The 24,384-nt window shown below is 40.2% G+C and carries 22 protein-coding genes; 5 read left to right on the plus strand and 17 right to left on the minus strand.

The window, feature by feature from the left end; genetic code table 11:
• Positions 1 to 93 precede the first annotated feature (93 nt).
• From WS08_RS05145 to WS08_RS05160, 4 genes are all read right to left on the minus strand, one after another.
• Positions 94 to 1,974 (minus strand): LTA synthase family protein, encoded by a 1,881-nt coding sequence (locus WS08_RS05145; protein ID WP_081855550.1) that lies wholly within the window; start codon positions 1,972 to 1,974, stop codon positions 94 to 96.
• A 197-nt stretch (positions 1,975 to 2,171) separates the two neighbouring features.
• Positions 2,172 to 3,500 (minus strand): APC family permease, encoded by a 1,329-nt coding sequence (locus WS08_RS05150; protein ID WP_009496145.1) that lies wholly within the window; start codon positions 3,498 to 3,500, stop codon positions 2,172 to 2,174.
• Between the two features lie 145 nt (positions 3,501 to 3,645).
• The gene (locus WS08_RS05155) at positions 3,646 to 4,941 is read right to left on the minus strand and encodes a 2-hydroxycarboxylate transporter family protein (protein ID WP_009496146.1); all 1,296 of its coding nucleotides are present in this window, start codon (positions 4,939 to 4,941) and stop codon (positions 3,646 to 3,648) included.
• A gap of 36 nt (positions 4,942 to 4,977) precedes the next feature.
• Positions 4,978 to 6,150 (minus strand): multidrug effflux MFS transporter, encoded by a 1,173-nt coding sequence (locus WS08_RS05160; protein WP_009496147.1) that lies wholly within the window; start codon positions 6,148 to 6,150, stop codon positions 4,978 to 4,980.
• Positions 6,151 to 6,332: 182 nt separating this feature from the next.
• Between WS08_RS05160 and WS08_RS05165 the strand changes: the two genes are divergently transcribed.
• The gene (locus WS08_RS05165; protein ID WP_009496148.1) at positions 6,333 to 6,746 is read left to right on the plus strand and encodes a GtrA family protein; all 414 of its coding nucleotides are present in this window, start codon (positions 6,333 to 6,335) and stop codon (positions 6,744 to 6,746) included.
• Between the two features lie 85 nt (positions 6,747 to 6,831).
• Here WS08_RS05165 and WS08_RS05170 read toward each other — a convergent pair whose 3' ends face one another.
• The 4 genes from WS08_RS05170 to deoC form a co-directional block, all read right to left on the minus strand.
• A complete protein-coding gene (locus WS08_RS05170; RefSeq protein ID WP_009496149.1) occupies positions 6,832 to 7,878 on the minus strand; it encodes a 2,3-butanediol dehydrogenase in 1,047 nt (348 codons plus the stop codon).
• Positions 7,879 to 8,195: 317 nt separating this feature from the next.
• Complete coding sequence (gene deoD / locus WS08_RS05175) at positions 8,196 to 8,903, minus strand: purine-nucleoside phosphorylase (RefSeq protein ID WP_009496150.1); 708 nt, start codon at positions 8,901 to 8,903, stop codon at positions 8,196 to 8,198.
• Between the two features lie 16 nt (positions 8,904 to 8,919).
• A complete protein-coding gene (locus WS08_RS05180) occupies positions 8,920 to 10,119 on the minus strand; it encodes a phosphopentomutase (protein ID WP_009496151.1) in 1,200 nt (399 codons plus the stop codon).
• A 101-nt stretch (positions 10,120 to 10,220) separates the two neighbouring features.
• A complete protein-coding gene (gene deoC, locus WS08_RS05185; protein ID WP_009496152.1) occupies positions 10,221 to 10,904 on the minus strand; it encodes a deoxyribose-phosphate aldolase in 684 nt (227 codons plus the stop codon).
• Positions 10,905 to 11,339: 435 nt separating this feature from the next.
• Between deoC and celB the strand changes: the two genes are divergently transcribed.
• The 4 genes from celB to WS08_RS05205 are packed head-to-tail and all read left to right on the plus strand — an operon-like array spanning position 11,340 to position 14,397.
• Positions 11,340 to 12,641, plus strand: a complete 1,302-nt coding sequence (gene celB, locus WS08_RS05190; protein WP_038528529.1) for a PTS cellobiose transporter subunit IIC — start codon at positions 11,340 to 11,342, stop codon at positions 12,639 to 12,641.
• A gap of 18 nt (positions 12,642 to 12,659) precedes the next feature.
• Positions 12,660 to 13,784 (plus strand): DUF871 domain-containing protein, encoded by a 1,125-nt coding sequence (locus WS08_RS05195; RefSeq protein WP_051747849.1) that lies wholly within the window; start codon positions 12,660 to 12,662, stop codon positions 13,782 to 13,784.
• Positions 13,760 to 14,083: a PTS sugar transporter subunit IIB gene (locus tag WS08_RS05200; protein WP_009496155.1), complete on the plus strand. Its 324-nt coding sequence runs from the start codon at positions 13,760 to 13,762 to the stop codon at positions 14,081 to 14,083. Before WS08_RS05195 ends, WS08_RS05200 begins: the two co-directional genes overlap by 25 nt.
• Positions 14,084 to 14,085: 2 nt before the next feature.
• Positions 14,086 to 14,397: a PTS sugar transporter subunit IIA gene (locus WS08_RS05205; RefSeq protein WP_009496156.1), complete on the plus strand. Its 312-nt coding sequence runs from the start codon at positions 14,086 to 14,088 to the stop codon at positions 14,395 to 14,397.
• Between the two features lie 62 nt (positions 14,398 to 14,459).
• On the opposite strand, the gene WS08_RS05210 is transcribed toward WS08_RS05205, so the two are convergent.
• The 9 genes from WS08_RS05210 to rplU all read right to left on the minus strand — a co-directional run bounded on the left by WS08_RS05210 (position 14,460) and on the right by rplU (position 24,282).
• Positions 14,460 to 15,143, minus strand: a complete 684-nt coding sequence (locus WS08_RS05210; RefSeq protein ID WP_009496157.1) for an ABC transporter ATP-binding protein — start codon at positions 15,141 to 15,143, stop codon at positions 14,460 to 14,462.
• A gap of 1 nt (position 15,144) precedes the next feature.
• Positions 15,145 to 16,074, minus strand: a complete 930-nt coding sequence (locus WS08_RS05215; RefSeq protein WP_009496158.1) for a FecCD family ABC transporter permease — start codon at positions 16,072 to 16,074, stop codon at positions 15,145 to 15,147.
• A gap of 15 nt (positions 16,075 to 16,089) precedes the next feature.
• On the minus strand, positions 16,090 to 16,980 hold the full coding sequence (locus tag WS08_RS05220) for an ABC transporter substrate-binding protein (protein ID WP_009496159.1): 891 nt from the start codon (positions 16,978 to 16,980) through the stop codon (positions 16,090 to 16,092).
• Position 16,981: 1 nt separating this feature from the next.
• A complete protein-coding gene (locus tag WS08_RS05225; protein ID WP_009496160.1) occupies positions 16,982 to 17,722 on the minus strand; it encodes an NEAT domain-containing protein in 741 nt (246 codons plus the stop codon).
• An 8-nt stretch (positions 17,723 to 17,730) separates the two neighbouring features.
• The gene (locus tag WS08_RS05230) at positions 17,731 to 20,859 is read right to left on the minus strand and encodes a leucine-rich repeat domain-containing protein (protein ID WP_038566689.1); all 3,129 of its coding nucleotides are present in this window, start codon (positions 20,857 to 20,859) and stop codon (positions 17,731 to 17,733) included.
• 586 nt (positions 20,860 to 21,445) lie between these two features.
• Entirely contained in the window at positions 21,446 to 21,895 is a 450-nt protein-coding gene (locus WS08_RS05235) for a hypothetical protein (protein ID WP_009496162.1), read from the minus strand.
• A 222-nt stretch (positions 21,896 to 22,117) separates the two neighbouring features.
• Positions 22,118 to 23,335, minus strand: coding sequence for a D-alanyl-D-alanine carboxypeptidase family protein (locus WS08_RS05240; protein WP_100223542.1), 1,218 nt, complete (start codon positions 23,333 to 23,335; stop codon positions 22,118 to 22,120).
• Between the two features lie 304 nt (positions 23,336 to 23,639).
• Positions 23,640 to 23,951 carry a 50S ribosomal protein L27 gene (gene rpmA / locus WS08_RS05245; protein WP_009496164.1) on the minus strand — a complete coding sequence of 104 codons (312 nt, stop codon included), beginning with the start codon at positions 23,949 to 23,951 and terminating at the stop codon, positions 23,640 to 23,642.
• Between the two features lie 28 nt (positions 23,952 to 23,979).
• The gene (gene rplU / locus WS08_RS05250; RefSeq protein WP_009496165.1) at positions 23,980 to 24,282 is read right to left on the minus strand and encodes a 50S ribosomal protein L21; all 303 of its coding nucleotides are present in this window, start codon (positions 24,280 to 24,282) and stop codon (positions 23,980 to 23,982) included.
• Positions 24,283 to 24,384 lie beyond the last annotated feature (102 nt).

Below are 24,384 nucleotides of genomic sequence, written 5' to 3' on the forward strand. Positions count from 1 at the left end.
CCGTATTCTAACTCTTTTGACTGAGGAAACAAAAAAGGAAGCAGTCGAATGACTACTTCCTTTTCTTTAAAACAATTAGTCATAACTGACCGATTACTTCTTCTTTGGCAAAATATGTCCGTAAGTATTGTTGAAGTTTTCCACTTGTGGAATCATCACGTGTGATTCGTGGCCTTCTTCTGAAACAAATTCAGTTTCGTAGAATGGGCTCTTACGTTCCATCTCACGGTTAAAGTAATCAACACCGTCACGTTCTAATAACGTTGGTGTCTTTGAACTCAAGTCAGTTCCTAATCCCAGACGATCACCCTTAATATCAACACCCATGTTTGACAGAATTGTTGGGAAATAATCAAATGAGGCATATTGACGATTTGTTGTCTTCATCTTTGTGTCTTCTTGCGTTCCATTCAAAATCAAATTGAAAGTTGTACGGTGGTAACTAGGATCAAAGTCCTTAAAGAACTTCTTATCCATACTCAAGTGATCACCAGTCAAAACAATCGTTGTATTTTCGTAGAATGGTTGGCTTTGAATCCAACGCACAAACTTTGTTACTTCAGCTTGTGAATGGAAAATAACGTTGGCATATTGTTGATCAAACGGTTCTGCCATCCCCTTTTCCTTGTAACCATTTTGGAAATGTGTATCTGCATTTTCCATCACAAAACTAAATGGTTCAGGTTGTGCGGCAAGTTCCGTTAATTCTTCTTGCGCATATTGATACAACTTCTTATCTTCAAATCCCCAGAATTCTTTATAGTTTGTTGGGATTTTACCATTCGCACGTGCGTAACTGTAATCATAAATCTTATGGTCACCGTGTGTCTTGTAGTAAGTAGTTAACCCACCAAAATCAGCATCGGCCCCAAACATCACTGTTTGGTTATAACCTTGTGCGGCTAAAATATCACCCATGTTTGTGGCACCTGGTAGGAAGCTACCTTCCTTACCATAGGCGTTTTGAGTTGAAACTTTTAGAGGCAATCCAGCAGACATGTTAACCATACCAGCAACAGACCAGCTTGATCCATATGTTTGTTCTGGTCCACCAAACTTTGTTGAATCAGAGAAATGCACCCCTTCTTCAGACAACTTTTGTAGATCTGGCATCAAATTAGTATCCATATTTCCGCCATCTTTCTTGGCTAGATATGAATTTTCATATGATTCTAGATAAATATGCACCAAATTACGCTTTTGTTCTGGGAACTTCAACTTAGTCTTGTCAGGATCAACATAGTTATCCTTAACATATTCTGAACTTGTCCAAATTGAACGATACAAACTTGTTACACGCAACTCGTGAGCAGCATAGTACAAACCAGCACCAACAATTGACACTAACAGGGCTAGAATCATTCCTTTAACCCATTTAGCGGAAACATGCCACTTAACTGCTTTAAGAGACCAGTTTCCCCACAACAAGCGAATACCTGTCATTGTAGCGATTACCAATAAGACAATCGGACCATTCCACAATGAATCTGTCACTGATGTATCTGCACCATCAGTTGTTGAATTCAATTGGAAGGCCAATTGTTCTGGTGTAATCTTTCCAAATGTTGTCAAAAACCAAACCGCACCGACTGAGATAAATAAACCAGCCGCAATAAATAGGCTAACAACCGCATAGCTGCTGATTTGCTTCTTTGACAATGCTCGTGGTTCGGCAACAAAACCAAACTTAGACTTGCGACCAATGTAACGAATCACTAAGTAGACGCACATCAAACCAAGAGCAAATAGCACGTAGTTTATTAATTTCATCATTGAAGGGTGTCCAAAAATTTGTTGAACATACTTCGTTTTGTGTAATCCAAAACGGATTACTAGTAGGGTCACACCATTTAGCATCACTGTGTACCACAGATATGCGATACCCAAACGCCAACCCTTTAATTGTGGTGAGAATTCACGCACAACTGCAAAGGTCATGGCTGCACCTAACAATAAACATAATAGTATAAACATGATTATCCTTTAGTTCCTTTATTCTTTTTACTGGTGTTATATCCAGTTATATGTATAACAATAGCCGTCTATGCGCATATTGTTCGAATCACTTTCCTAGTATATCAAAATTATGACCATTTCTATGCCTAAATCAAAATTATTTGCAAAATAAAAAACAGCTATCTCCTGAAGAAAGGAAATAGCTGTTTAAATACTTAGGCACGCTTACTCATAAAGAAGTAAACTGGCAAACCAAGTAATGTTAATGATAGTCCGATCATAGCTAGTGAGAATTGTGTAATCAATGTGATAATCACAATGAACAAACCACTCGCAATCGCAATGATTGGAATCACTGGGTATAGCGGAACCTTATATGGTCGTGGCAAATCTGGTTCAGTACGACGCAAGATGATCACGGCTACGAATACCATTGTGTAGAACATCCAGATAACGAAAATCAACATGTCTGTAAGCATGTCGAATCCACCCATGAACATCAATCCAATTGACAATGTTAGTTGGAACAAACCAGCTACAAATGGAATTTGGAAACGGTTCAACTTTGATAGTTGTGCTGAGAAAGGTAGCTTCTTAGCTTGCGCCATAACGTATGGCAAACGCATTCCAGTCAAAGTGTATCCATTCAAAGTTCCAAAGATTGAAACCAAGATACCAACTGTGATCAACTTACCACCCATTGGGCCAAAGATAACTGATGCAACGTCCATCGCCGCATTTTCATTTCCAGCCAAAGCACCAGTAGATAGCGTACGAACGAACACAAGGCTAACCAACATGTAGATAGCTGTAATTCCGATCAATCCACCCAAGATGGCACGTGGCAAGTCACGTGATGGGTTCTTCATTTCACCAGCGATGTTACCAACGTGGATCCATCCATCGTAGGCATACATCGTTGCTAGCAATCCAGCTCCAAGAGCTGTAATGAATCCACCAGTTCCTGCTCCCGCTTCAATTGGGAACAAGCTAACTTCAACATGACCAGGTTGCAACAATCCGAAGATAATGATTAATGCCAATGGCACTAACTTAAAGACCAATGTAATTGTTTGGAAGCTTCCAGCAACCTTTGATCCCAAGAAGTTAACCAATGTCACAAAAACTAACGCGGCAATTCCAACAGGCACAATCATGTTTGTTCCCAAGTGGAACAAGTTCACAACTTGTGTTCCAAAGATTACCCCTTTGGCTGCAATACTAGCTGGGAAGTAAATAATTACTTGTGCCCAACCTAGTAAGAAACTCCATAGCTTCCCATATGCACGTTCGATATAAACTAGCATTCCACCAGTTTCTGGAATTGCAGCAGCTAGTTCAGCACCCGTCAAACCGGCTGCGATACTAACTAAACCACCTAATAGCCATACCAACAATGTCATACTTGTTGACCCAGTTACTTCAGCGACGTTTGATGCTTTAAAGAAAACTCCTGCTCCGATAACAGTCCCCATGACTGTTGAAATGGCAGGAATTAGAGTCATCGTACGGTTCAATCCTTGCGGATTAGTCGTATTACTCATGTTTGTATCCTCTAATTCGTTTAAATTTATTTGTCTGATTACGCTGCTTAAACATCAGTCGTAATTTTGAGTACCGCTCATTATAGCACTTAAAAAAAACATAAATAAAATTATTTGTTAATATTCCTTACACCTTCAGTTTGCATTACGTAAACAATGCAATGTAACCCCCTGCTATAACTAGGGTTAGCGAGCCGCCTAATCGATTTCCCATCTGGGCAAATCCCATCAAATTTAATCGATTAGAGGCACTTAGGACGGCTAGATTACCTGTGCCACCCATTGAATTATTAACTAAACCTGCTACAACAGACGATTCCAACGGATATAGTCCCATTAAGTAGCCCAAGCACCCTGCCACGATGGTGATTGTCAAAACACTCACAACGACTAATAAGACTAACTTCCATGAAATAGTTGCAAAGACAACGTGTAAATCTAATTTGGTTAGTCCAACCCCTGCTAAGACAGCATGTGTTAGATTTTTGGTAATAATTTGGCTAAAGGCTACCGCCGCATCTTCATATTCTACTGACATTCGACCAGAAAATTTAATAATCATCACAACCACAATGATAAATGCATAACGATTAATCACTGGACATACGTAATGTAAAACCGTTCCAATCATATAGATGGTTAAAATAACCATCAAGCCAATTCCAAAATTTTGGGCATTCGCATTATCGACCAGCGTTTTCTCATGTAATCGATTAAAGTGGCGACGCAATAAATTACCCTGACCATCTAATTTTGTACCTTGCGCCCTGTTTGTAACCCAACCAGAAACAATAATGGCAAAAATATTTCCCAATATAACAGCCGGTAAAATTGTTGATAGATAATCACGGCTTGCACCAAAAGTTGATGCATATAGTTCAGACAAGGGAATTGCCCCAGCGCTAATACCACCGCCCATAATTGGGAAAGCAACATATAGCATGGCTTTGTTGATATCAAACCCAAGGACATAAGCCACAAAGGCTAGAATCAGTAACGTACTCATAATAGATAGAAAAGCGACTGGCAAAAAACGAATCGCAACTGGCCCAATCACATGGCGACTAATCCCTAAAATCGATCCAACAATCAATGAAATGATAAAAAAGTCGATAAATTTACTGTCACTTAACCATAGCTCAACTGAATCAACTAAATATGCCGGAATTGCGCCCGTCATCGCGAGTAACGATGTCCCTACTAACGTAAAGACCGCACCCCCACCTAGATATTGGTTAAAAAATGGAATACTTGACCCAATCGTATACAGCAAGTTTCCCGTCACAAATACCAAGAATAGATTGCCCAACAAATTAGTTGGATAAGCGCCTACATGAATCAAAAAAATCATTAAGCTAATCATAATGGCGTACATCAATAGACTAATACCATCAATTTTATAAGTTTTTAGTGTATTAGTTAATTTACTCAGTGCTACCATAGTTGCTACGACTCCTTTATTCACATCACTTATTTTTTATGGGCGAGATTTTAAGTACATCATCGTTCCCAAAACTTGGACAACTGCAATCACAATAGCTAATGGAATCAATGAGTCTGCGCCCATCAAACCAACTAATGGCGAAACTAATCCCCCCATTGCATAACGCATCAAACCTAGAATCCCAGATGCCGCTCCGGTTCCTGTTTGCACATGTTGCATCGCAATTGATGTTGTCAAACTGCTGACACCTCCAACTGGTGCCACAATTAAGAAGAATGCCAAACACATCAGTAAGACATGGTTAGATAACACGACATTCAACCAAACTAAACTACCACCCATCAATGAGATAATCACAAATACCCCTAAGGCATGATATTCGCCCATCTTAGCCGCTAATTTCGCTGAAATATGCGCCGCAATTAGAATCCCCAGCCCATTAATGGCATACACAATCGAAAATTGTAAAATGCTTAAATCATAGATGGTTTCCAAAACAAATGTTGACCCAGCAATGTAAGCGAACAAACCAGCCATCATAAATGCTTGGGTCCAGGCCATAAACATAAAGCCTTTGTTTGACCACAATGTCTTGAAGGTTTGCTTCGGTGTCATTTGTGCGTGACTATTATCAAATTCTGGGGCAGTTTCAGGTAAGCTGGTATAAATAGCAACCCATAATACTGCGCCTAAAACGGCCAACACAATAAATGTCATTTGCCAGTGTGATAACGCAATAATTACACCACCAATGACTGGTGCCACAATCGGAAAGACACCATTAATCATTTGATTTAATGCGACATTACGTGTTAATTGCAAGCCTTCAAACGAATCCGCAATCACTGCTAACGATAGAACAATCCCAGCGGATCCACCTAAACCTTGAATAAATCGGAATAAGATCACGCCATAAATATTCGGTGTCAAAATAATCCCCACCGTTGCTAAAGTGAAGATTCCCACACCAACCAAAAGGGCTCGTCGACGACCAACACGGTCAGACCATGGGCCAATAATAATTTGTCCAATTGCCAGTCCAATTAAGGATGCGGTAATCGTCAATTGAATCATCGTGGGCGTTGTATTTAGATTTTGTTGCATCTCTGGTAACCCAGGTAGATACAAATCTAAAGACAGTGGTCCAAATGCACTCAAGATTCCCAATAAAAATAATTGCAATGCTCCTAATTTTTGTCGTGCCACAAGCAGTGCCTCCTATTCCATTCTAAATGTTTACATTGTCTTTCATTATTTCACATTTACACCTTAAACAAAACCATCCATTGATTTTTCCTGTATTTCTCTTAAGCCTAGCGCCACATATTTGTTAGAAGTGTTTGACTTTGGTATACTCAACATAAATATTATAGAAACAGGAAGTCATCATGCGCCAACTTATTGATAAATATGCTCACATCATCTCATATCTTTTTTGGGGAGTCATGACGACCCTGATTAGTCTAGGTTCATACGCTCTGTTCTTGGCTGTTTGGGATATAAACTATCAAGTTAGTAATGTCCTATCTTGGATCATTTCTGTAACCTTTGCCTTCTTTGTGAATAAGTACTTTGTTTTCCACTCAAAGACTAGCGGATTCAAAACACTTCTTAAAGAAGGGATTAATTTCTACGGTGCCCGTCTAGGAACACTGGGAATGGAAATCGTGGTGCTTTGGATTGGGGTCAGCGTGTTAAACGGTGATGCTTATCTATGGAAGCTAATTGTTCAAGTCCTGATTTTGATTGCGAACTATCTGGCAAGTAAGTTAATTTTCAAAAAGAACGAAATGGACGCATAATCCTTTCGTCCCCCACGAAAAAATAAAAAGAAGGTGAACGCCTGTCGTTCACCTTCTTTTTTATGTCATTTTTATTTCGTCATGCTTATTTTGACAAATCAACCAAAATCTTAGCTTGTGACTTGTCTGTTGTTAGTGATTCGAATCCCTTAGTGACAATGTCATCCAAGACAATTTCGTCAGTAATAACTGGCGCAACATCTAGTAATCCTTGGCTAACCAAATCAACTGTTTGTTGGAATGATTCACGTGAGTAAGCAATCGTTGTTGTTAGCTTAACTCCTGAATTCATCAATTGCATTGGGTTGAATGAGATTGGCTTTGCAAAGATTGACACGATAACTGATGTTCCGCGTGGCTTTGTGCTGTCAATTGCTTGTTCAAATGTTGCTTGAACTCCGGCAACTTCGAATGATACGTCCGCACCACCTGGGATGATTTCCTTAATAGCGGCCACAGTATCTTCAACCTTGGCTGGGTTGATTACATCTGTTGCGCCCATTGCCAAGGCCTTTTCCAAACGAACATCTGATAGGTCCACAACCACAATCTTAGTGGCTCCAGCAGCCTTCGCTGCCGCAGCGACTAGTACACCAATTGGTCCTGAACCGAAGATAACAACCTTTTGTCCAAACTTCAAACCACCTTCTTTAACAGCTTGCACCGCTACGGCAGCTGGTTCGATTGTGGCGGCCAAACGAAGTGAGAAGTCTTCTGGTAATGGGTAGATGTTCACTTCAGGTACGTTAACCAATTCAGTGAATCCACCATCAGTACTCAATCCCAAGAAGCTGTAACCATCGTAAACATCAACATCATCTGCTGAATCCATGTGGGTAACAGTTGGGTTAACTGCGACATGATCTCCAACCTTAACCTTTGTCACATCTTTACCAACACGTTCTACCACACCTGAGAACTCGTGTCCCATTGTGATTGGTGCTTGTCCACCAGTCAATGCATCCATCTTTTCAACAGGAATGAAAACGGGTCCTTCCAAATATTCGTGCAAGTCACTTCCACAAATACCAGCATAGGCCACCTTAACGACAACTTCGTTGTCCTTCGTTGGCTTCAATTCTACGTCTTCTACTCGAACATCCTTTACACCATGCCATACTGCTGCTTTCATCATTAAGCCCCCCATTGACTTTGTCTTGTTTATATCTCTCTACACTTCATATTTTAAACTTTTAAAATCAAAAAGCAAGCATAAATGTTACTTTTTTCACATTCTTTTTATACGCCACCTTTTTTCACGAACAAAGCCCCTAAAAACAAAAGAACACCGTCAAACAGGACGATGTTCAGATTTTAAATTAAAAATAGATTGTTCAAAACAATATATGACGTCATCTAAATGATGATTAATTGTGTTTTAATTCACGATATAACCACCCTGATACGATCAATATTTAAAGTGATTCAACCGTTCAAAATCCCCTGCCTTTATAGCGTCAACGCCGTTTCCAAAGCAACCAACATCATATCCTTGAATGATGTTTGACGCTCTTCTGGTGATAGGGCTTCATCACGGTAAATATGGTCCGAAGCGGTTAAGACATCCAAGGCACGGAAATGTAATTTCGCACCTAGTAAGTAAAGACCAGCCGCTTCCATTTCTGTTCCCAATACGCCGTAATCCTTTAGCTTATTCATATCAATTTCATCGTTATAGAAACGATCTGCCGCAAAGATATTACCCACTTTAACTGGAACATTCAATTCCTTGGCCTTATGAAAAGCTGTGTCCAATAAGGCAAAGTCTGGCGTTGCTGACCAATAAATACCTGGTCCAAACGTTTGCGCAATGACCGCTGAATCAGTTGACGCACCAGATGCTAAAACAACATCCCCCAATTCGATATCATCAGCCATCGCACCAAATGAACCCACACGCATAATGTTCTTCACACCGTAGACGCTGACTAATTCATTCACATAAATAGACATAGATGGAATTCCCATTCCTGAACCTTGTACCGAAACGCGGTGTCCCTTGTAAGTTCCAGTGAATCCCAACATGCCACGAACATCATTCACTTGCACAACATCTTCCAAAAATGTGTCCGCAATATACTTGGCACGCAATGGATCTCCTGGCAACAAAACTGTTTCGGCGTAGTCACCTACGTTGGCGTTGATATGTGGTGTCATTTTGATATCCTCCCAATTATTTCCCGTTTGTTAGTTCCGTTAAAAATGATGTTCCGGCAGGCCCACCTGCTACACCAAAATTAGCGAGTATTGTTTGTCCCAAGTCCGCAAATGAATGCCGGACACCTAAGTCATGACCGACCACCATACTTGGTGAATAGGCCAACAAAGGTACTTGTTCACGCGTATGATCAGTCCCCTTAAAGCCAGGGTCGTTCCCATGATCAGCTGTAATCAACAACAAGTCATCCGCGTGAAGATGCTGCAAAACATCACCTAGTCGTGCATCAAACGCCATTAAGGCTTCCCCCATCCCTTGAGGGTCACGACGATGACCATACATGGCATCAAAATCAACTAAATTAGCAAAGACGAAACCACTAAAGTCCGTTGCCACCCATTTATCGACTTGATCCATCCCATCCATATTTGATTCAGTGTGTACCCCTTCAAGAATACCTTCACCAGAAAAAATATCATTTACTTTCCCAATACCAACCACTTGAACCCCTGCATCTGACAAGCGGTTCAAATCTGTTTGGCCTGTTGGCTTCAGCGTAAAGTCATGACGATTCGCTGTACGCTTAAACGATAGACTATCCGCTCCAATAAATGGTCGGGCAATAATTCGTCCAATCATATTAGGCGCTTGATTGACCAACTTTCGGGCGTATTCACAAATACGATATAACTCATCTAATGGCACCACATCTTCGTGGGCTGCAATTTGCAAGACAGAATCCCCAGACGTGTAAATAATTAACGCGCCTGTATCAACTGCTTCTTGTCCATAATCACGAATGACATCAGTCCCAGAATAGGGGCGATTAACCAATAAAGGTCGCCCTGAAAATGCGGCTAATTCATCCATAATTTCAGCTGGAAAACCATTCGGATAGGTTGCTAATTCCGTTTCAACCGGCAAGCCCATCATTTCCCAATGACCATCCATACTATCTTTTCCTGCTGATGTTTCTTGCATAACGCCAAAATCTCCAATTGGAGTCTCAACGGGTGCTACGCCCATAATTGGCGTAGGACGTGCAATATTCCCTAACCCTAATTTTTGTAAATTAGGTAATTTTAAATTTCCTTGAAAATGTGCCCCCACATGTCCAAGTGTATCTGATCCGACATCTCCATACTTCGCTGCATCGGGCGCAGCGCCAATTCCTACTGAATCTAACACAATACTAAAAACACGCTTATAAGCCATCGTTTACTCTCCCTTTTAACAGAAAACGTTCACATATAATTCTCAAGTCAGTGTAGCAACGCTACGTCTCGGCTTGCTTTTAATTTTGTTTCATTGGCTGTTTAATAATCGCCAGTATAATCTTCTTCATTCATAATCGCGACAGAAGCACTGACACCTAGACGACTTGCGCCAGCGTCAAGCATAGCTAATGCTTCTTCTCGTGTATGGATACCCCCAGAGGCTTTCACCCCTAAGTCAGGACCCACAGTTTCACGCATCACTTTAACATCCGCAATCTTAGCACCACCAGTTGAAAAACCAGTTGATGTCTTAACAAAGTCTGCACCACCATCACGTGTCGCTTGACTTGCCAACACAATTTCTTCTGGTGTTAACAAGGCTGTTTCAATGATGACCTTTAGAATAGCGTGACGGGCATGAGCTGCTTCAGCTAATTGATGAATTTCATCAGTTACCATGGCCACATTACCGGCCTTTAATTCACCAACATTAATCACCATGTCAACTTCAGTTGCGCCGTTTTCAATCGCATCAATTGTTTCCGCTACTTTAATTGCTGTTGTATTTGCTCCCAAAGGGAAACCAATCACTGTACAGGTGGCGACATCAGTTCCCTTTAATGCCTCCGCGACAGTTGCTACCCAATAAGGATTAATACAAACAGAAGCAAAACCATAGGTCTTTGCTTCTGCTGCAATTTCTAACACTTGTTCTCGTGTTGCATTGGCCTTCAATAGGGTGTGATCCATTGTGCCTGCTAGGTCAGTTAGTGTCATTGTCATAACGCAATCTCCTCATAAAATATTAAGTTATTTTGAGATTGCCCTAGCCCTCAAATTATCGACAGTCTCCGCGCCACACCACTGTCACCCGCTGCGGTATTTGCAACCGCTTACAACATTGATTTTAAAGACATGTTGGCTGTTTGTCAATTAAAAATAAAAACGCTTTCATTTCATCGACGAACCGGCAAACCATTGAAAAAATATCAGCTAGTCCAACCTAAATGGTATAGCAGAAAAAACAACTGAATATAAGTAATCTCCCCACCAACGTAAATCGTTTTTTCACAATATCAAACACCCTATTCTGGTATATCTATACCATTAAAAAAACCATAAAATAACACTATCTTTTTGTTTTGAAAGCGATTACATTAAGTGTGTATCAAATAGGAAAATATGTCTTGGTTCATTGTTTTTGCGGAGGAAACAGATATGAATGATAAAGTTACGCAGTTTTTAGAAAAGTATTTACAGCCTGTTGGGGTTAAGTTAGCGGCCAACAAACCATTAAATGCGATTCGTGATGGTATTGCCTTGAGCATGCCCCTGGTTATCGTTGGATCAATGGCTTTGTTGATTGCCAACGGATTCTCAATTGAACCCTTTAAAGAATGGTTAATTAGTACCGGTATCTTTGATTGGCTAGTTAAGATTGTGAATTCTAGTTTCGGTTTGATTGGTTTAGTCGCCTCATTTGGTATTGCTTACCGCTATGCTGAATCACATGGTACAGATGCCTTGTCAGCCGGAGTCTTGTCATTGGCAAGCTTCTTCTTGATTACACCTGATTTGATGGGTGGCGCTGAAGGCTTGCAGACAGGAATCGCCTACAGTTACCTAGGTGCTGGTGGTTTGTTCGCTGCTATCTTAGTCGCCTTAATCAGTACAGCCATCTTTAACTGGTTCGTGAGCCATAATATTCGAATTAAGATGCCTGACGGTGTGCCACCTGCTGTCTCAAACTCATTTGCGGCGTTGATTCCAGGTTTCGCTATCTTGGTCTTCTGGGGACTTGTTTATGCCGGAATGCAAATGACACCATTTGAAAACGTACACCAAATTCTACAAGTTTTGTTAGGACAACCATTGAGTGCCTTTGGTGGTTCATTGGCCGGTGCGATTGTCGTGACTATTTTGACATCACTACTATGGTTCATCGGAATCCACGGTGGTAACATCACTGGTGCTGTTATGAGTCCCATTTGGCTAGCCTTGATGGCTGAAAACTTGAGTGCTTACCAAGCAGATGCAAATGCAGTTATGCCACATATCGTGACACAACCATTTATGGACTTCTTCGTTTACCTTGGTGGTGGAGGTGCCACATTAGGATTAGTTTTGGCTATGTGGATCGTCGCTAAGTCTGCCCGTTACAAGACGCTTGAAAAATTGATTACACCACCTGGAATGTTCAATATTAATGAACCAACAATGTTCGGTGTGCCAGTTGTTTTGAATGTTAGCCTAATTATTCCATTCGTGATGGTACCGGTTGTAAATGCCATCATCACCTATACTGCAATGGCAACCGGTCTTGTCCATGCGACTGTCGGAGTGGTTGTTCCTTGGGTAACACCACCAATCATTTCTGGTTTCTTGGCTACTGGATCACACATCTCAGGAGCCCTACTACAAGTTGTTTTGATTATCATCGACGTACTACTTTACTTGCCATTCATGCGTAGTATTGACCGCGCTGAATACGCACAAGAATTAGCAGCCACAGAAAACTAACAAAAAGAGGAATTCGATATGCATGAATTAGGTATCTCGATTTATCCATCGCAGTCATCTTTTGCTGACATGCGTGATTATTTAAACACCGCTCATGATTTAGGTTACAGCCGTATCTTCACCTCACTCTTAGAAGTTACCGGCGATACGCAAGAAGTGGTCGACAAGTTTAAGCAAATTATTGCCCACGGGAATGACTTACACATGGCCACAACCATTGATATCAATCCCCGTTTGTTTGATCAACTAGGCATCACCTACGATGACTTAAGTTTCTTTCACGAACTTGGTGTCGCTGCGATTCGTTTGGATGAAGGCTTTACTGGCTATGAAGAAGCCAAGATGACCTACAATCCATACAACATTAAAATTGAAACGAATATTTCACGTGGCCAACACTACATTGATATGGTCTGGGACTTTGGGCCTAATCCACGTAATTTAATCGGATCACATAATTTCTACCCACAAGTTCGAACAGGATTAGAGCAAGGCTACTTTGTGGAGACGACATTACGCTACAAGCAATACAATCTAGAAACATCAGCCTTTATTGATGGTGATACTGGAAAATTAGGCCCTTGGCCAACGTCTGACAAAATGGTTTCAATGGAAGCACAACGTCAAATGTCACCAAGCAGCCAGGTCCAACTACTGAAGCAATTAAATGTGATTGATAATTTGTTCATTAGTAGTTCATTACTAGATGCCACTGAATTAGCGGCGATCCGTGATGCGTATCTAACGCCCTATCCTGTTTTGGAAGTCACTCTAGCCGATGACATTTCGCAACTCGAAAAGAAAATTGTGCTTGATGAAATACATCTCTATCGTGGGGATTATTCAGGTTACATGATTCGTTCAACTCAGCCTCGTATTACCTACGCTGCAGAATCAGTGCCTGCCCACAACACCCTTGATATTCATGCTGGTGATATCATCGTCGGTAACGATGGCTTCGGACAATACAAAGGTGAAATGCAAATCGCACTAAAAGACTGGGAAAATGACGGTCGCGTCAACATCGTAGGGCATGTGTCCACTGAGAACCTACCCGTTCTGGCAAGCATTAAGCCTGGCAAACATTTACTCTTACTCAACAATAAAGGAGCCTTATCATGGCAGAAAAAGTTATTATGTTAGCGTGTGCTGCGGGGATGTCTACATCACTGATGGTACAAAAGATTCAAGAAGCTGCGACGGCTGAAGGTAAAGATTATGAAGTGTTTGCCAAATCAACCGCTGATGTCGAACAACAATTAAACTCTGATAAGATCCCAAATGTTGTTTTACTTGGCCCTCAAGTGTCTTACCTAAAAAATGACATCAAGACAAAGACAGATGCCAAAGGAATTCCCATGGACGTCATGCCGATGATGGACTACGGCATGATGAATGGTGTCAATATTTTGAAGTTTGCTGAAGATCTAATGGAGAATTAATCATGGATGAAAAGTATATGCAAGTTGTGATGGGAATCATCATGCATGCTGGTAATGCCAAAGGGTTAGCTCATGAAGCCCTATCCGCGGCTAAAAGTAGTGACATGCCAGCTGCCCATGAATTTATGAAGCAAGCAGATGCTGCGCTATCTGAAGCTCATAACGTTCAAACTGACCTACTAACCAAAGAAGCACAAGGTCAACACACTGAGGTTAATCTATACATGGTCCATGCCCAAGACCACTTGATGAACGCCATTACGTACAAGGATCTCGTCCAAGAATTTATTGAACTATACGAAACACGATTATAAACAAATAAGCCCGACACAAAACTCTCTCCTTTGTGTCGGGCATTTATTTAGTTATTCCTTATTTATTTCGGTATGATTAGCTGTTTACCATCATGTGCAACAATCGTTAAAGGTAATTTAAAGGCGTTTGACAGTACTCTTTCATCCAATAAGTCTACCACTGGCCCCGTCATTAATTTTTTATCGTCATTGAGCAACCATATATTTTGACTATAGTGAAAGGCTTGCGTTAAATCATGCAAGACCATCAAAACGGTAAACCCCCGTTTCTTTTGCAACGTCGTTAACGCGTTTAAAAATAATTGTTGGTAATGTAGATCTAGATAAGTTGTTGGCTCATCCAATAAGAGTAATGTTGGCGCTTGATGCAGGACATAACCCAACCACACCAACTGTCGTTGCCCACCTGATAAATGATGGACATGGTCATTTAATAAATCAGTTAGTTGTAATAAGGCTAATATTTCATCATCCAACGCTCCACGCTTAATCGTCAGTAATTCACGCACGGTTAATGGTTCAAACAATTCATTCGTTTGCGCCAATAAAGCCAGATTATCGGGGATGTTCGTTATTACCCCCATATCCGGTTTAATGGATTGCGTCACAAGTTTTAAGAGTGTTGATTTACCAATCCCATTAGGTCCAATTAGGGTCGTAATTTGATGTGGGATTAACGTCGCATTAACGTCGTTGAAGATTGTTTTGCCATCGATTGTGTACGACACATTTTGTAATTGCATCATCTTAAGATCCTCGCTTCATTAGGAGCACGATGAATAATGGACCACTAATCGCCAACAATACTGCACTAGCTGGCAATTCGGTTGGCGCCATAACTGTTCGCGCCAGTGTATCCGCGTTTAACAGCAATAGGCTACCCCATAAACTCGTCGGGATAAGTAGGCTTTGCGCTTTTGCGTCCGGAAAGAATGTCCGTGATAACTGCGGTAAAATTGCACCAAAAAAGAAGACAACTCCCAATAAACTAGTAACAACCCCGCTCCAAAGACCAACAATGCCCAACACAAGATAAACGAGCTTGTGTTCGGGGATATTAAGCAAACGTAATTGCTCTGTTGATAGTGCAAAATACTTTAAATTAGGCCAAATCATGATAAGGACTATCAATCCCAATAGCAACAAGACGAACAATTGTCCGACTTGTGACCAGGTCACTGTACTCAATGATGGTAACGGTACACCAAAGCCATCCGTTGTTAATTGCGTCAACGATTGAAATGTCATTGCCGTAGCAATCCCAACTAAGATAAGACGTAAAGCTGAACTTTGTTTTGGCGTGTACATTCGCCAAATAAAAAGTAATCCGATACCAAAAATACCAGAAATCAGAACATTCGCCTTCGTTAAAATTGGTAACAAAACAATTAGACACATCGTCAAAAATTGTGAACCATTCATGATTCCAATAATTGATGCATCCACTAGACGATTACGTAAAACAAGCTGCAATAAAATACTACTCATGCCAATCATCGCACCACCTAAGATGGCCACAATAACTCGCGGTAACCGATAATTAATCAACATCTGCCAAACGTCAGCTTGTCCTTGTAGTAAGGCAGTCGGTGATAAATACGTGCTTCCTAACAATAAAGCCGCCCCGATACTCATTAAAAGGGCGGCTGTCAGGATGCCATTATATGCTTGACGCATAAGCTGGTCTCCTTCTTAATTTTTTTGTGTTTCTGCTAACCAATCTTGAATTTGTTTAAATGCTTTTGGCGCATTCATATTTGCCGTCATACTAAATGTTGGTTCTTTGGCTTGATAGACATGTTGCTCTTTGACTGCTTTAATTGTCTGCCAATTAGCTGATTTAAATTCTGCTTGGAAACTCTCGAAGACAGAATCCTCCATCGCATGGGCCATCGTAATAATAACATCAGGTTGTTCTGTCGCAATTTGTTCGATGTTTGGTTGCACATAATCACTCTTTGCTTGGCTAGTTGTGATGACATTTCCACCAGCTCGTTCAATCAAATCACCGACGTAACTATACTTGGTCCCCGCTAAGAATGATCCACCGGGCATCCCCATTAACAAGAGCACCTTCGGATGGTGCTGTGTTGTTGTGTCTTTTAAATCAAGTTTAGCTTTTAATCTTTTTGCTTCAGCAGTCTTACCATAGGTTTCCCCTAGGTAAGTCAGACTATCTTGTAAGTCACCGACCGTCTTAAAATCTAGGATTTCAGTCCGAATATGATCACTCGTTAACTTTTGTTGATAATCATCGACTAAAGCCGCATCCACATACACTGCATCTGGTTTTAACGATGCAATTTTTTCAATGTTTGGTGAAATATGATTTCCCACTTGTGGTAAATCTTGATAACAGTTCGGAACATTTTGTTTCGCCCCCGGTGTCGCAACACCAACCACTTGGTCGATACCTAATTGGTCAAAGACTTGTGTTTGCGCATTGGTAGTCGTGACCACCCGATTAAGAGTCGTCCTGTCACTTTCATCGTTAGTCACTAAGATCAACCATACCCAACCACCAATCAAAATCAACAATAAAATCAAACACATAGATAATAGTCGTATTTGTATTTTTGACATCTTACTTCTTCCTTGATGTGTACCAAATAACACCAACGGCCACTAAAATCCCGCCTAATAAACCACCAACAGTCGTGATAACCATTTGCTTTACAAGCTTCCCATTATCATTTTGTTTTTTAACTGGCTTACTTTCAGATTTTTCTTTCGTAGCGTGTTCGGTTGAGGCGACACTCTCAGCGCTGGTCCGTTCACTTGTCTTCACAGCTGATTGTTCAGTTTCACTTTTACTGTCCACGTTAGTTGTTTCTGTATTTTGCTTCACTGATTCTGCCTGTGCCGTTACTGTTTTTGTATCTAGCACGATGCTGTCCGCAGCTAATTGCAAGCCAACATTGTAGGTGTGGTGATAATTGATATTATCAACATCAACCTTGATAACGGCCGCATGACGCTCAGTGACTGCATTTGTCTGGTAAGAATACGTAATCGTCTGTGTATCGCCATTATCCGTTTTTGAAACATTTGCAGGCGCACCATCAATACTGATAATTTGAACTGGATAATTGCCCAGATTCTTATTTGTCGTGACCGTTGAAGTCACAGTGTATAAACCATCCCCGTTTGATGTAACACTCGCCGAGTTTGAAAAATACGATGCCGCATAAGAGGTATCATTGGTCCCATCTTTTAGAACAGACAAAGGCACAGTTTGCTCAGCAGCATTCATAGATAGCGGCATCATCAATAACATCCCCAATGATACCAAAAGCCCCATCATAATTTTTTTCGTGATATGCATGCCTTTACCTACCCTTTAAAAATGATCCAACCAAGCGTTGTCGCAATGAAACCTAACAGAACGGAAATAATTCCGCCAATGACAAGCACCATATTATTCATGTGGTTTGATTCTGCATCATTCGGTTGTGATTCTTGACTAGCGTTGTCAGCGGCCAAATTAAGCCCTTTATCTAACTTATCGTTGTCTTTAGACTTAGCTTTTGTATCTGTCCCTGACTTGTCAGCAGCACTGTTATCATCGTTTGCTGTCTTTTCTTGATCCGTTAATTGGCGGGTTACTGGTTGTAACATTTGTGGCACAGGTGTCCCAACCGTGTTAGTTCCATTTGTTCCTAAGGCAGTCACATGATTACTTGTGCTTGCAACACCACTAAACCCTGGCGTTAAACGTAGTGAGAATGGTTGTGATTCCTTAATAATACCTGGTACGTCGACGTCCACGTGACCAGTAATCACTGAATCCAACATTGATGTAGGCAATGTGACTGTGTACCCATTACCCGAACGTACCGTTGCTTGTCCTGCAAGTGTTAGGCGCGTAATCATGTTTGCTGAGTTAGCCCCATTCGCAAAAATCGTAATCGTCGCTTGATCACCATTAATCACAACGTGAGCCACATTCAACATGTAATCAGCCATCACAGAGCTTTGGCTGGTCCCTTGCTTTAGGAATTGTGCTGTGTAGTTGTATTGACTGTTATTGTTACGGGAAACATTCTTCATCCCTACAATACGCCCATTTTCAGCATTTGATCCCTTAGACTTTGATTCCACATGCTTTACTTTTGTGTCAGACTTTCCAGTTGGTTGTTTCTTATCCACATGCTTACTTACTTGACGTCCATCTAAACGTAGTGTGAATGGTTGATTTTCATTGAATTCACCCATACCAGGAATGAAGGTTGAAACACCCACAAAGCCAGCCAATTCGATTGACGCCTTAGTTTGCAATTTTTCTTTACCTAAATTGAAATAGAATTTATTACCATCACGTTTGAAGTAGTTCTTACCATTCAGTGATAGATTCTTAATCATTTCAGCTGACTTACTATCAGCCGCACTAATCACAACATATTGTTGTCCATCTTGGTAATACATTTCGGCTTTATTTGTCATATATTGTGCCATGACAGATTTTTGAGCCGTTCCTTCTTTCAAATAATGCGCCTTATAAGTAACGACTTCTTGCTTGTTTACAGATGTATTCGGCTTTTTATTAGATCCATCATTTTTTGATGCACCATTTTTATCCTTATTCCCATCTGGTTGCTTATTTTGATCAGGCTTCTTGTTTCCATCTGGTTGCTTGTTATCGGTATCTGGCTTTTTATTACCATCAGTTCCATTATCTTTACCAGAGTCTTTATCATCGGTGTTTGTATTCCCACCATTGATCTTAAAGAACACATCATATTTATGGTCATACTTCATCACATCAGGATTAATCTTAACGTGCATGTTTTCTTTAAATGGCTTACCAGCAAGTTCTTCATCCCCTACTTGGAAGCGGTATTCCAAAGTATAACTTTCACCAATTAGTTTGGTTGATACCTTTTCACCCTTTAAGAAGGTAATACTTTCTGCACCATATGACTTAGGAACCACGACTTTGATCAGTAATGCTTTTTTCCCATTCTCTTGTGTTTCAATCAATGCATCAGATTGCACAAAGTTACTAGCAACAGATGTCAAATTGCTTCCATCACCTTTAAATACTGAGATATTAACAGGTAATTTTTCTGGTGTCTTATCTGCTTCTTTAGGTTTGATTGGTTGTGAGATAGTTCCTGAAAAACGTACCAGACTATCGTTAGCATCACCTGCCCAAGCCATGTAGACGGCTTCATCTTTATCAACGTTGATATCACTTAATTTGATACCGCCATCAACCATTTGTAATTGCCCATCAGATTGTAATGTTACAGGTAATCCATTCCCTAGACGTGATTTCACAACGATTGGGACAAGATCGATACCCTTTTGCTCATTCACAGCCATGGCTGGTAAGGTCACAGATTGATACTTAGCATTCACCCAAGTTAGTTGTGACAGATTTTGTAATGGGCTTAAATCAAAGATTTGATTACGTAACATTGTCAAAGAACTCAAATTAGGCATGTTCTTTAACACTGAGATATCTGACACCCTGTTGTTTGAGAAACCTAACGTTTGTAAATTAGTTAATCCAGCTAATGGCGCTAATGACGTCACACCATCTTTACTGAAATCCAAGGTCGTCAGATTCGTCAATTGACTTAGACTGCTTAGATCTGAAATTTGGTCATTAAAGTCAATCGCCAAACTTTCCATGTCTTTCATACCCGCAAAAACAGTCATTTGCTCATTTGATAGACCCATTTGTGAGAAGTTACCTTTTTTCAACTTCGTCAGAGTCTTCAAAGAACTAATATCTGAACTACGGTTATTTCCAACATGTAAACGTTCTAGATTAGTCAGATGGGAAATCGGTTCAAAATCTGTGATTTGATTTGAATTCACTTCCAAGCCAGTTAACCTAACCATATTTTTGACGCCACTGACATCCGTCAATTTATTACCAGCTACCCCTAGGAAGCGTAGATTCGTCAATTGGCTCAAATCTGGTAGCTGCGTTAATTTGTTGTTTTGCATCTCTAAGGTTTCTAGAGTTGTTAAATGACTAATTGCGGCCATTTTTTGTGGCTCTAATCCATAATCATTACCAACTAGATTTAATTCCTTAATTGCTGTTGTCTTTAAAGGCGCAAGGTCAGGGATATCCTTAGTTTTATTAAATCGTAAACTCAAAAATGATAAGTTATGTACTTGTCCTAATGGCTCCAAGCTGCTGATTGCATTTCCTGTTAAATCAAGCCACTTCAGGTTTTTTGCTTCCTCTAATCCACTTAGATCCGTTACGCCAGAATATGTTAAGTTCAAGCTTTCAATTTTCAACAAATTGTTTTTTGTAAGTGGTACATCAGGCCCTAAGCTCTTTTGTAGTTCATTACGTAAATTGTCATCTGGAATAGATACGGCTATGTCTTGATTAATTTCGTCCGCATGCCCTTGTATAGTCGTTGCATCAAAAATCATTTCCCCACTAACCCCAAAGAGCATTGTACTCATGATTGTTATTGCCAGTTGTTTTTTCATACTTCCCCCTAATAATTCACTAAACGAATTTAGCGTATGTTCTCTGTACACACGATATGTAACGCGATAAGTCCGAATATAATGTCATCAAAAATGATTTATTTTTCATTGTGCATGAATACGTCACATTTCATTTTATGACCGTCGTATTTATTTAGTTCATGCCCATATTGCACATCAAAAAGACTAACATCCCCGAAATAGTTCTATAATTCACAATATAACAAGTACACTTTACACCCTAATCCATATAAATAAAAGCTTTTTTGTAAGTGGACAATTACCGCTAAACAATAGTGACACCGTGTCACTTCTGCATCTTCAATCCCTTTATCCATTGCCAGATATATCAACACCTTTTAATTATGATATATAATCCATTGAATTTTTTATAAAAAATTCACAAACTAACAACATTAAAACTTAACACTTTCTTAATATATTTATTTTGCATTCAAATAAGATAGTTTCCTAAAAAAACGTCAACATGCAGATTATATTCACAAACAAAACAAAAAATAGACCTCAGCGGAAAGTGTCTTTACACTTCACTCCGAGGTCTATTCCAGAATTAATATTGAACTGATTACTTCTTATCTTGAATGATTAATAAGTCATTCTCACCAATGTAAATTGATGTTTTATCACCAGTCTTGTTGTCCACAACAGTTACATTGCGTCCTTCATGATCAAAACCGAAGTTACCAGTCATTTCAAACGTTTGTTCACCCTTGTAGTTTTGAATAATCAAATGGCGTTCTTGATTTGGGTTATATTCTAGCGCCATTTCTTTGGCTTTCTTATTGTATGACGCTGAATTTTTGTAATTATGAACATATGAAGAGACACTTAATGCCCCCACCACTAACAAACCAATAATACCTAAAGCTCCGACTAAGTTAGCCATACGTTCTTTCTTCTTGTTTCCACGTCCTAATAAGAACATTAAAACACCAACTAATAAAATCACAACTGGTAATGCCCATAGCGCTAACCAAAGATAGTTTGATAGCGGCGTAGGTTGAATATAAAACATATAATCCCTCTTTCTAAATCCCCATTAATATTAACGTGTCTTGTACTTAGCTAGCACACTGCACTACGTCTCTAATCATCATACCTTATTTAGGGACTATTTATATAGACCTGTACCTAAAATACCACTCAGACCATCACACAGCCTTTTTCAGCGATAAAAAAAGCCGTTACTATTTCTAGTAACGACCCTCTGCCTGACTGAATGAGACATCACACCTATTTAATGTACAATGCCTCGCCAAGTACGCACAAACCAATTAGCTTTACTAACATCTTCATCTGACTGTAAATCAATCTGATCAAACTCTGTCAGTAAGCTATCATTATCTGAAAAATTCCATGAGGCATGTCCGACATTTTGCCCAGCCTTGTATGGGACTTCACTCGTCAAATTGGCATCCTTTAACACAGGCTCTGTTTCTTTTTTACCAAGCAAGTAGGCTTTTTCGGTTCCTACCGAAACACTAACACTACCTGTTTCTGCATTTTTATCAGGAACATCAGCTAACCTCGTCCCCTTTTGAATTGTTTTGGCATCCAATGAATCATAGGCTTGTTCCCATAGCTCCTTTGAACTCGTAAACACTTCCTCTTCATCCACGTCTACAGGTGCATTCAACACAACAGACAACACAGGAACGCCCTTAATCGTTGTTGTGCTAACTAAACTCTTACCTGAATCAGGTAATGATCCTGTCTTTAGTCCTTTAACTGTGTAGTCAGTATCTGACAATAACTTATTCGTATTCTCCAATGTTTCAGCGTCTTCGCTGCCCTTTGGGAATTTGGCAGAAGTTTGACTTGTCAGGTCTAAAATCTCTGGATAATCATGTAATAGATGTCCCGCAACCACTGCAGTTTCGCGTGCAGACAAACTATTTGCATCATCTTCCACGAATCCCGTCGGTTCAAACGGCCCTAACGCACCAACTGGCAATCCAGTTGAAGACGACCAATTTGCATCTTTGATGCCCCAACTCGCTAATTTCTTATTCGCCATCGTATTATATTTAGCAACATCACCCGCCACCAAATCAGCCAGAATAACCGTCGCACTATTACTTGAAGGTAACATCATCGCATTCATGATGTCCTTCACCGTGTATTTTTCATCTTTATGTAATGGTACGTTAGATACTTCTAAATCTTGACTATATTCTAGTAATTTAGGATTGAGTTCAATCTGTTGATCCCAACTTAAATCACCTTTTGAGACAGCTTCTTCAATAAAGTACGCTACTAACATTTTTGATAGCGATGCAATCGGAAGACGTTCTTCACCATTTTTATCCGCAAGCACACGGCCAGTATTTAAATCTACTAACAACGCTGCTTGGCTTTCTATGTCTGGTGTAAAAACTGCAGCACTAACTGAGATTGATCCTAATACCATCCAAAAAGCAAATAAACTCACGAGTCTCTTTTTGAATCTTTTCATTATATTTTCCATCCTAATCTTTCAAATCCTATACGATTATACACGTTTATCAGCGGATTAGGTGGCTTATTACTTACTTTCCGTTTATTCCCACGGAAGAGCCCTCAGGTGCCACAATATCATCATTATTTTTAATCAATTCATTCCAAATCGTTCATATGGGACATTTACCAGACCTTAGTAGTACTTTCTTTATATTCATCATTTAAGCATTATTTTTTATATTTGTGGACTGATTAGTACCAATATAGCAACAAAAAAGCCTCTACCACATAAGTGGTAAAGGCTTCCCATCAAATAGAAATTACTTTCCGATGATTTCGTTGTACTCTTCACGAGAGATAACAGATACTTGGCGCTTGTCACGGCCCATACGACCGAACTTAACCACACCATCTGTCAAAGCGAACAATGTGTCGTCGCTTCCACGTCCAACGTTTACACCTGGGTAGATGTGAGTTCCACGTTGACGGTAGATGATTGATCCTGCGTTGATGCTTTGTCCATCAGCGCGCTTTGTTCCTAGACGACGCCCAGCTGAGTCACGACCGTTGGCAGATGATCCACCACCCTTGTGCTTTGAGTGCATCGTCAAGTTGTTCAAATTCAATTGCATTTGCATGATTTAAATCCTCCTTAGATGCCTAGGCGATAGTGTCAATGACAACCTTAGTGTAAGGTTGACGGTGACCTTGCTTAGAATGTGAGTGTTTCTTTGGCTTGTACTTGAAAGTGATAACCTTCTTTTCCTTACCTTGCTTCTCAACAGTTCCTGAAACTGAAACGCCTTCAACGTAAGGTGCTCCGAATTGACCGTCAATGAAAACGACCTTATCGAAAGTAACCTTTTCGCCTGCTTCAGCGTCCAACTTTTCGATGTAAATTACATCACCAGCGGCAACCTTGTATTGCTTACCACCAGTCTCAATGATTGCATATTCTGCCATGAGTCTGTAGACCTCCATTTTTTATTGATGTCATTTCTGACTAACTTAGACTCATCGTGCCCGCGGGGAAACCCCTCTTAATACAGACGACGAATGGTTGAA

Origin of the sequence: Weissella tructae, from assembly GCF_000732905.1 — a bacterium.
Taxonomy (GTDB): Bacteria; Bacillota; Bacilli; order Lactobacillales; family Lactobacillaceae; genus Weissella; species Weissella tructae.

Excerpts from the sequence above, each read along its gene's own strand:
- WS08_RS05145 (WP_081855550.1), bottom strand. The coding sequence starts at position 1,974 with ATGTTTATACTATTATGTTTATTGTTAGGTGCAGCCATGACCTTTGCA.
- WS08_RS05150 (WP_009496145.1), bottom strand. The coding sequence starts at position 3,500 with ATGAGTAATACGACTAATCCGCAAGGATTGAACCGTACGATGACTCTA.
- WS08_RS05155 (WP_009496146.1), bottom strand. The coding sequence starts at position 4,941 with ATGGTAGCACTGAGTAAATTAACTAATACACTAAAAACTTATAAAATT.
- WS08_RS05165 (WP_009496148.1), top strand. The coding sequence starts at position 6,333 with ATGCGCCAACTTATTGATAAATATGCTCACATCATCTCATATCTTTTT.
- WS08_RS05170 (WP_009496149.1), bottom strand. The coding sequence starts at position 7,878 with ATGAAAGCAGCAGTATGGCATGGTGTAAAGGATGTTCGAGTAGAAGAC.
- deoD (WP_009496150.1), bottom strand. The coding sequence starts at position 8,903 with ATGACACCACATATCAACGCCAACGTAGGTGACTACGCCGAAACAGTT.
- WS08_RS05180 (WP_009496151.1), bottom strand. The coding sequence starts at position 10,119 with ATGGCTTATAAGCGTGTTTTTAGTATTGTGTTAGATTCAGTAGGAATT.
- deoC (WP_009496152.1), bottom strand. The coding sequence starts at position 10,904 with ATGACAATGACACTAACTGACCTAGCAGGCACAATGGATCACACCCTA.
- celB (WP_038528529.1), top strand. The coding sequence starts at position 11,340 with ATGAATGATAAAGTTACGCAGTTTTTAGAAAAGTATTTACAGCCTGTT.
- WS08_RS05195 (WP_051747849.1), top strand. The coding sequence starts at position 12,660 with ATGCATGAATTAGGTATCTCGATTTATCCATCGCAGTCATCTTTTGCT.
- WS08_RS05200 (WP_009496155.1), top strand. The coding sequence starts at position 13,760 with ATGGCAGAAAAAGTTATTATGTTAGCGTGTGCTGCGGGGATGTCTACA.
- WS08_RS05205 (WP_009496156.1), top strand. The coding sequence starts at position 14,086 with ATGGATGAAAAGTATATGCAAGTTGTGATGGGAATCATCATGCATGCT.
- WS08_RS05210 (WP_009496157.1), bottom strand. The coding sequence starts at position 15,143 with ATGATGCAATTACAAAATGTGTCGTACACAATCGATGGCAAAACAATC.
- WS08_RS05215 (WP_009496158.1), bottom strand. The coding sequence starts at position 16,074 with ATGCGTCAAGCATATAATGGCATCCTGACAGCCGCCCTTTTAATGAGT.
- WS08_RS05220 (WP_009496159.1), bottom strand. The coding sequence starts at position 16,980 with ATGTCAAAAATACAAATACGACTATTATCTATGTGTTTGATTTTATTG.
- WS08_RS05225 (WP_009496160.1), bottom strand. The coding sequence starts at position 17,722 with ATGCATATCACGAAAAAAATTATGATGGGGCTTTTGGTATCATTGGGG.
- WS08_RS05230 (WP_038566689.1), bottom strand. The coding sequence starts at position 20,859 with ATGAAAAAACAACTGGCAATAACAATCATGAGTACAATGCTCTTTGGG.
- WS08_RS05235 (WP_009496162.1), bottom strand. The coding sequence starts at position 21,895 with ATGTTTTATATTCAACCTACGCCGCTATCAAACTATCTTTGGTTAGCG.
- WS08_RS05240 (WP_100223542.1), bottom strand. The coding sequence starts at position 23,335 with ATGAAAAGATTCAAAAAGAGACTCGTGAGTTTATTTGCTTTTTGGATG.
- rpmA (WP_009496164.1), bottom strand. The coding sequence starts at position 23,951 with ATGCAATTGAATTTGAACAACTTGACGATGCACTCAAAGCACAAGGGT.
- rplU (WP_009496165.1), bottom strand. The coding sequence starts at position 24,282 with ATGGCAGAATATGCAATCATTGAGACTGGTGGTAAGCAATACAAGGTT.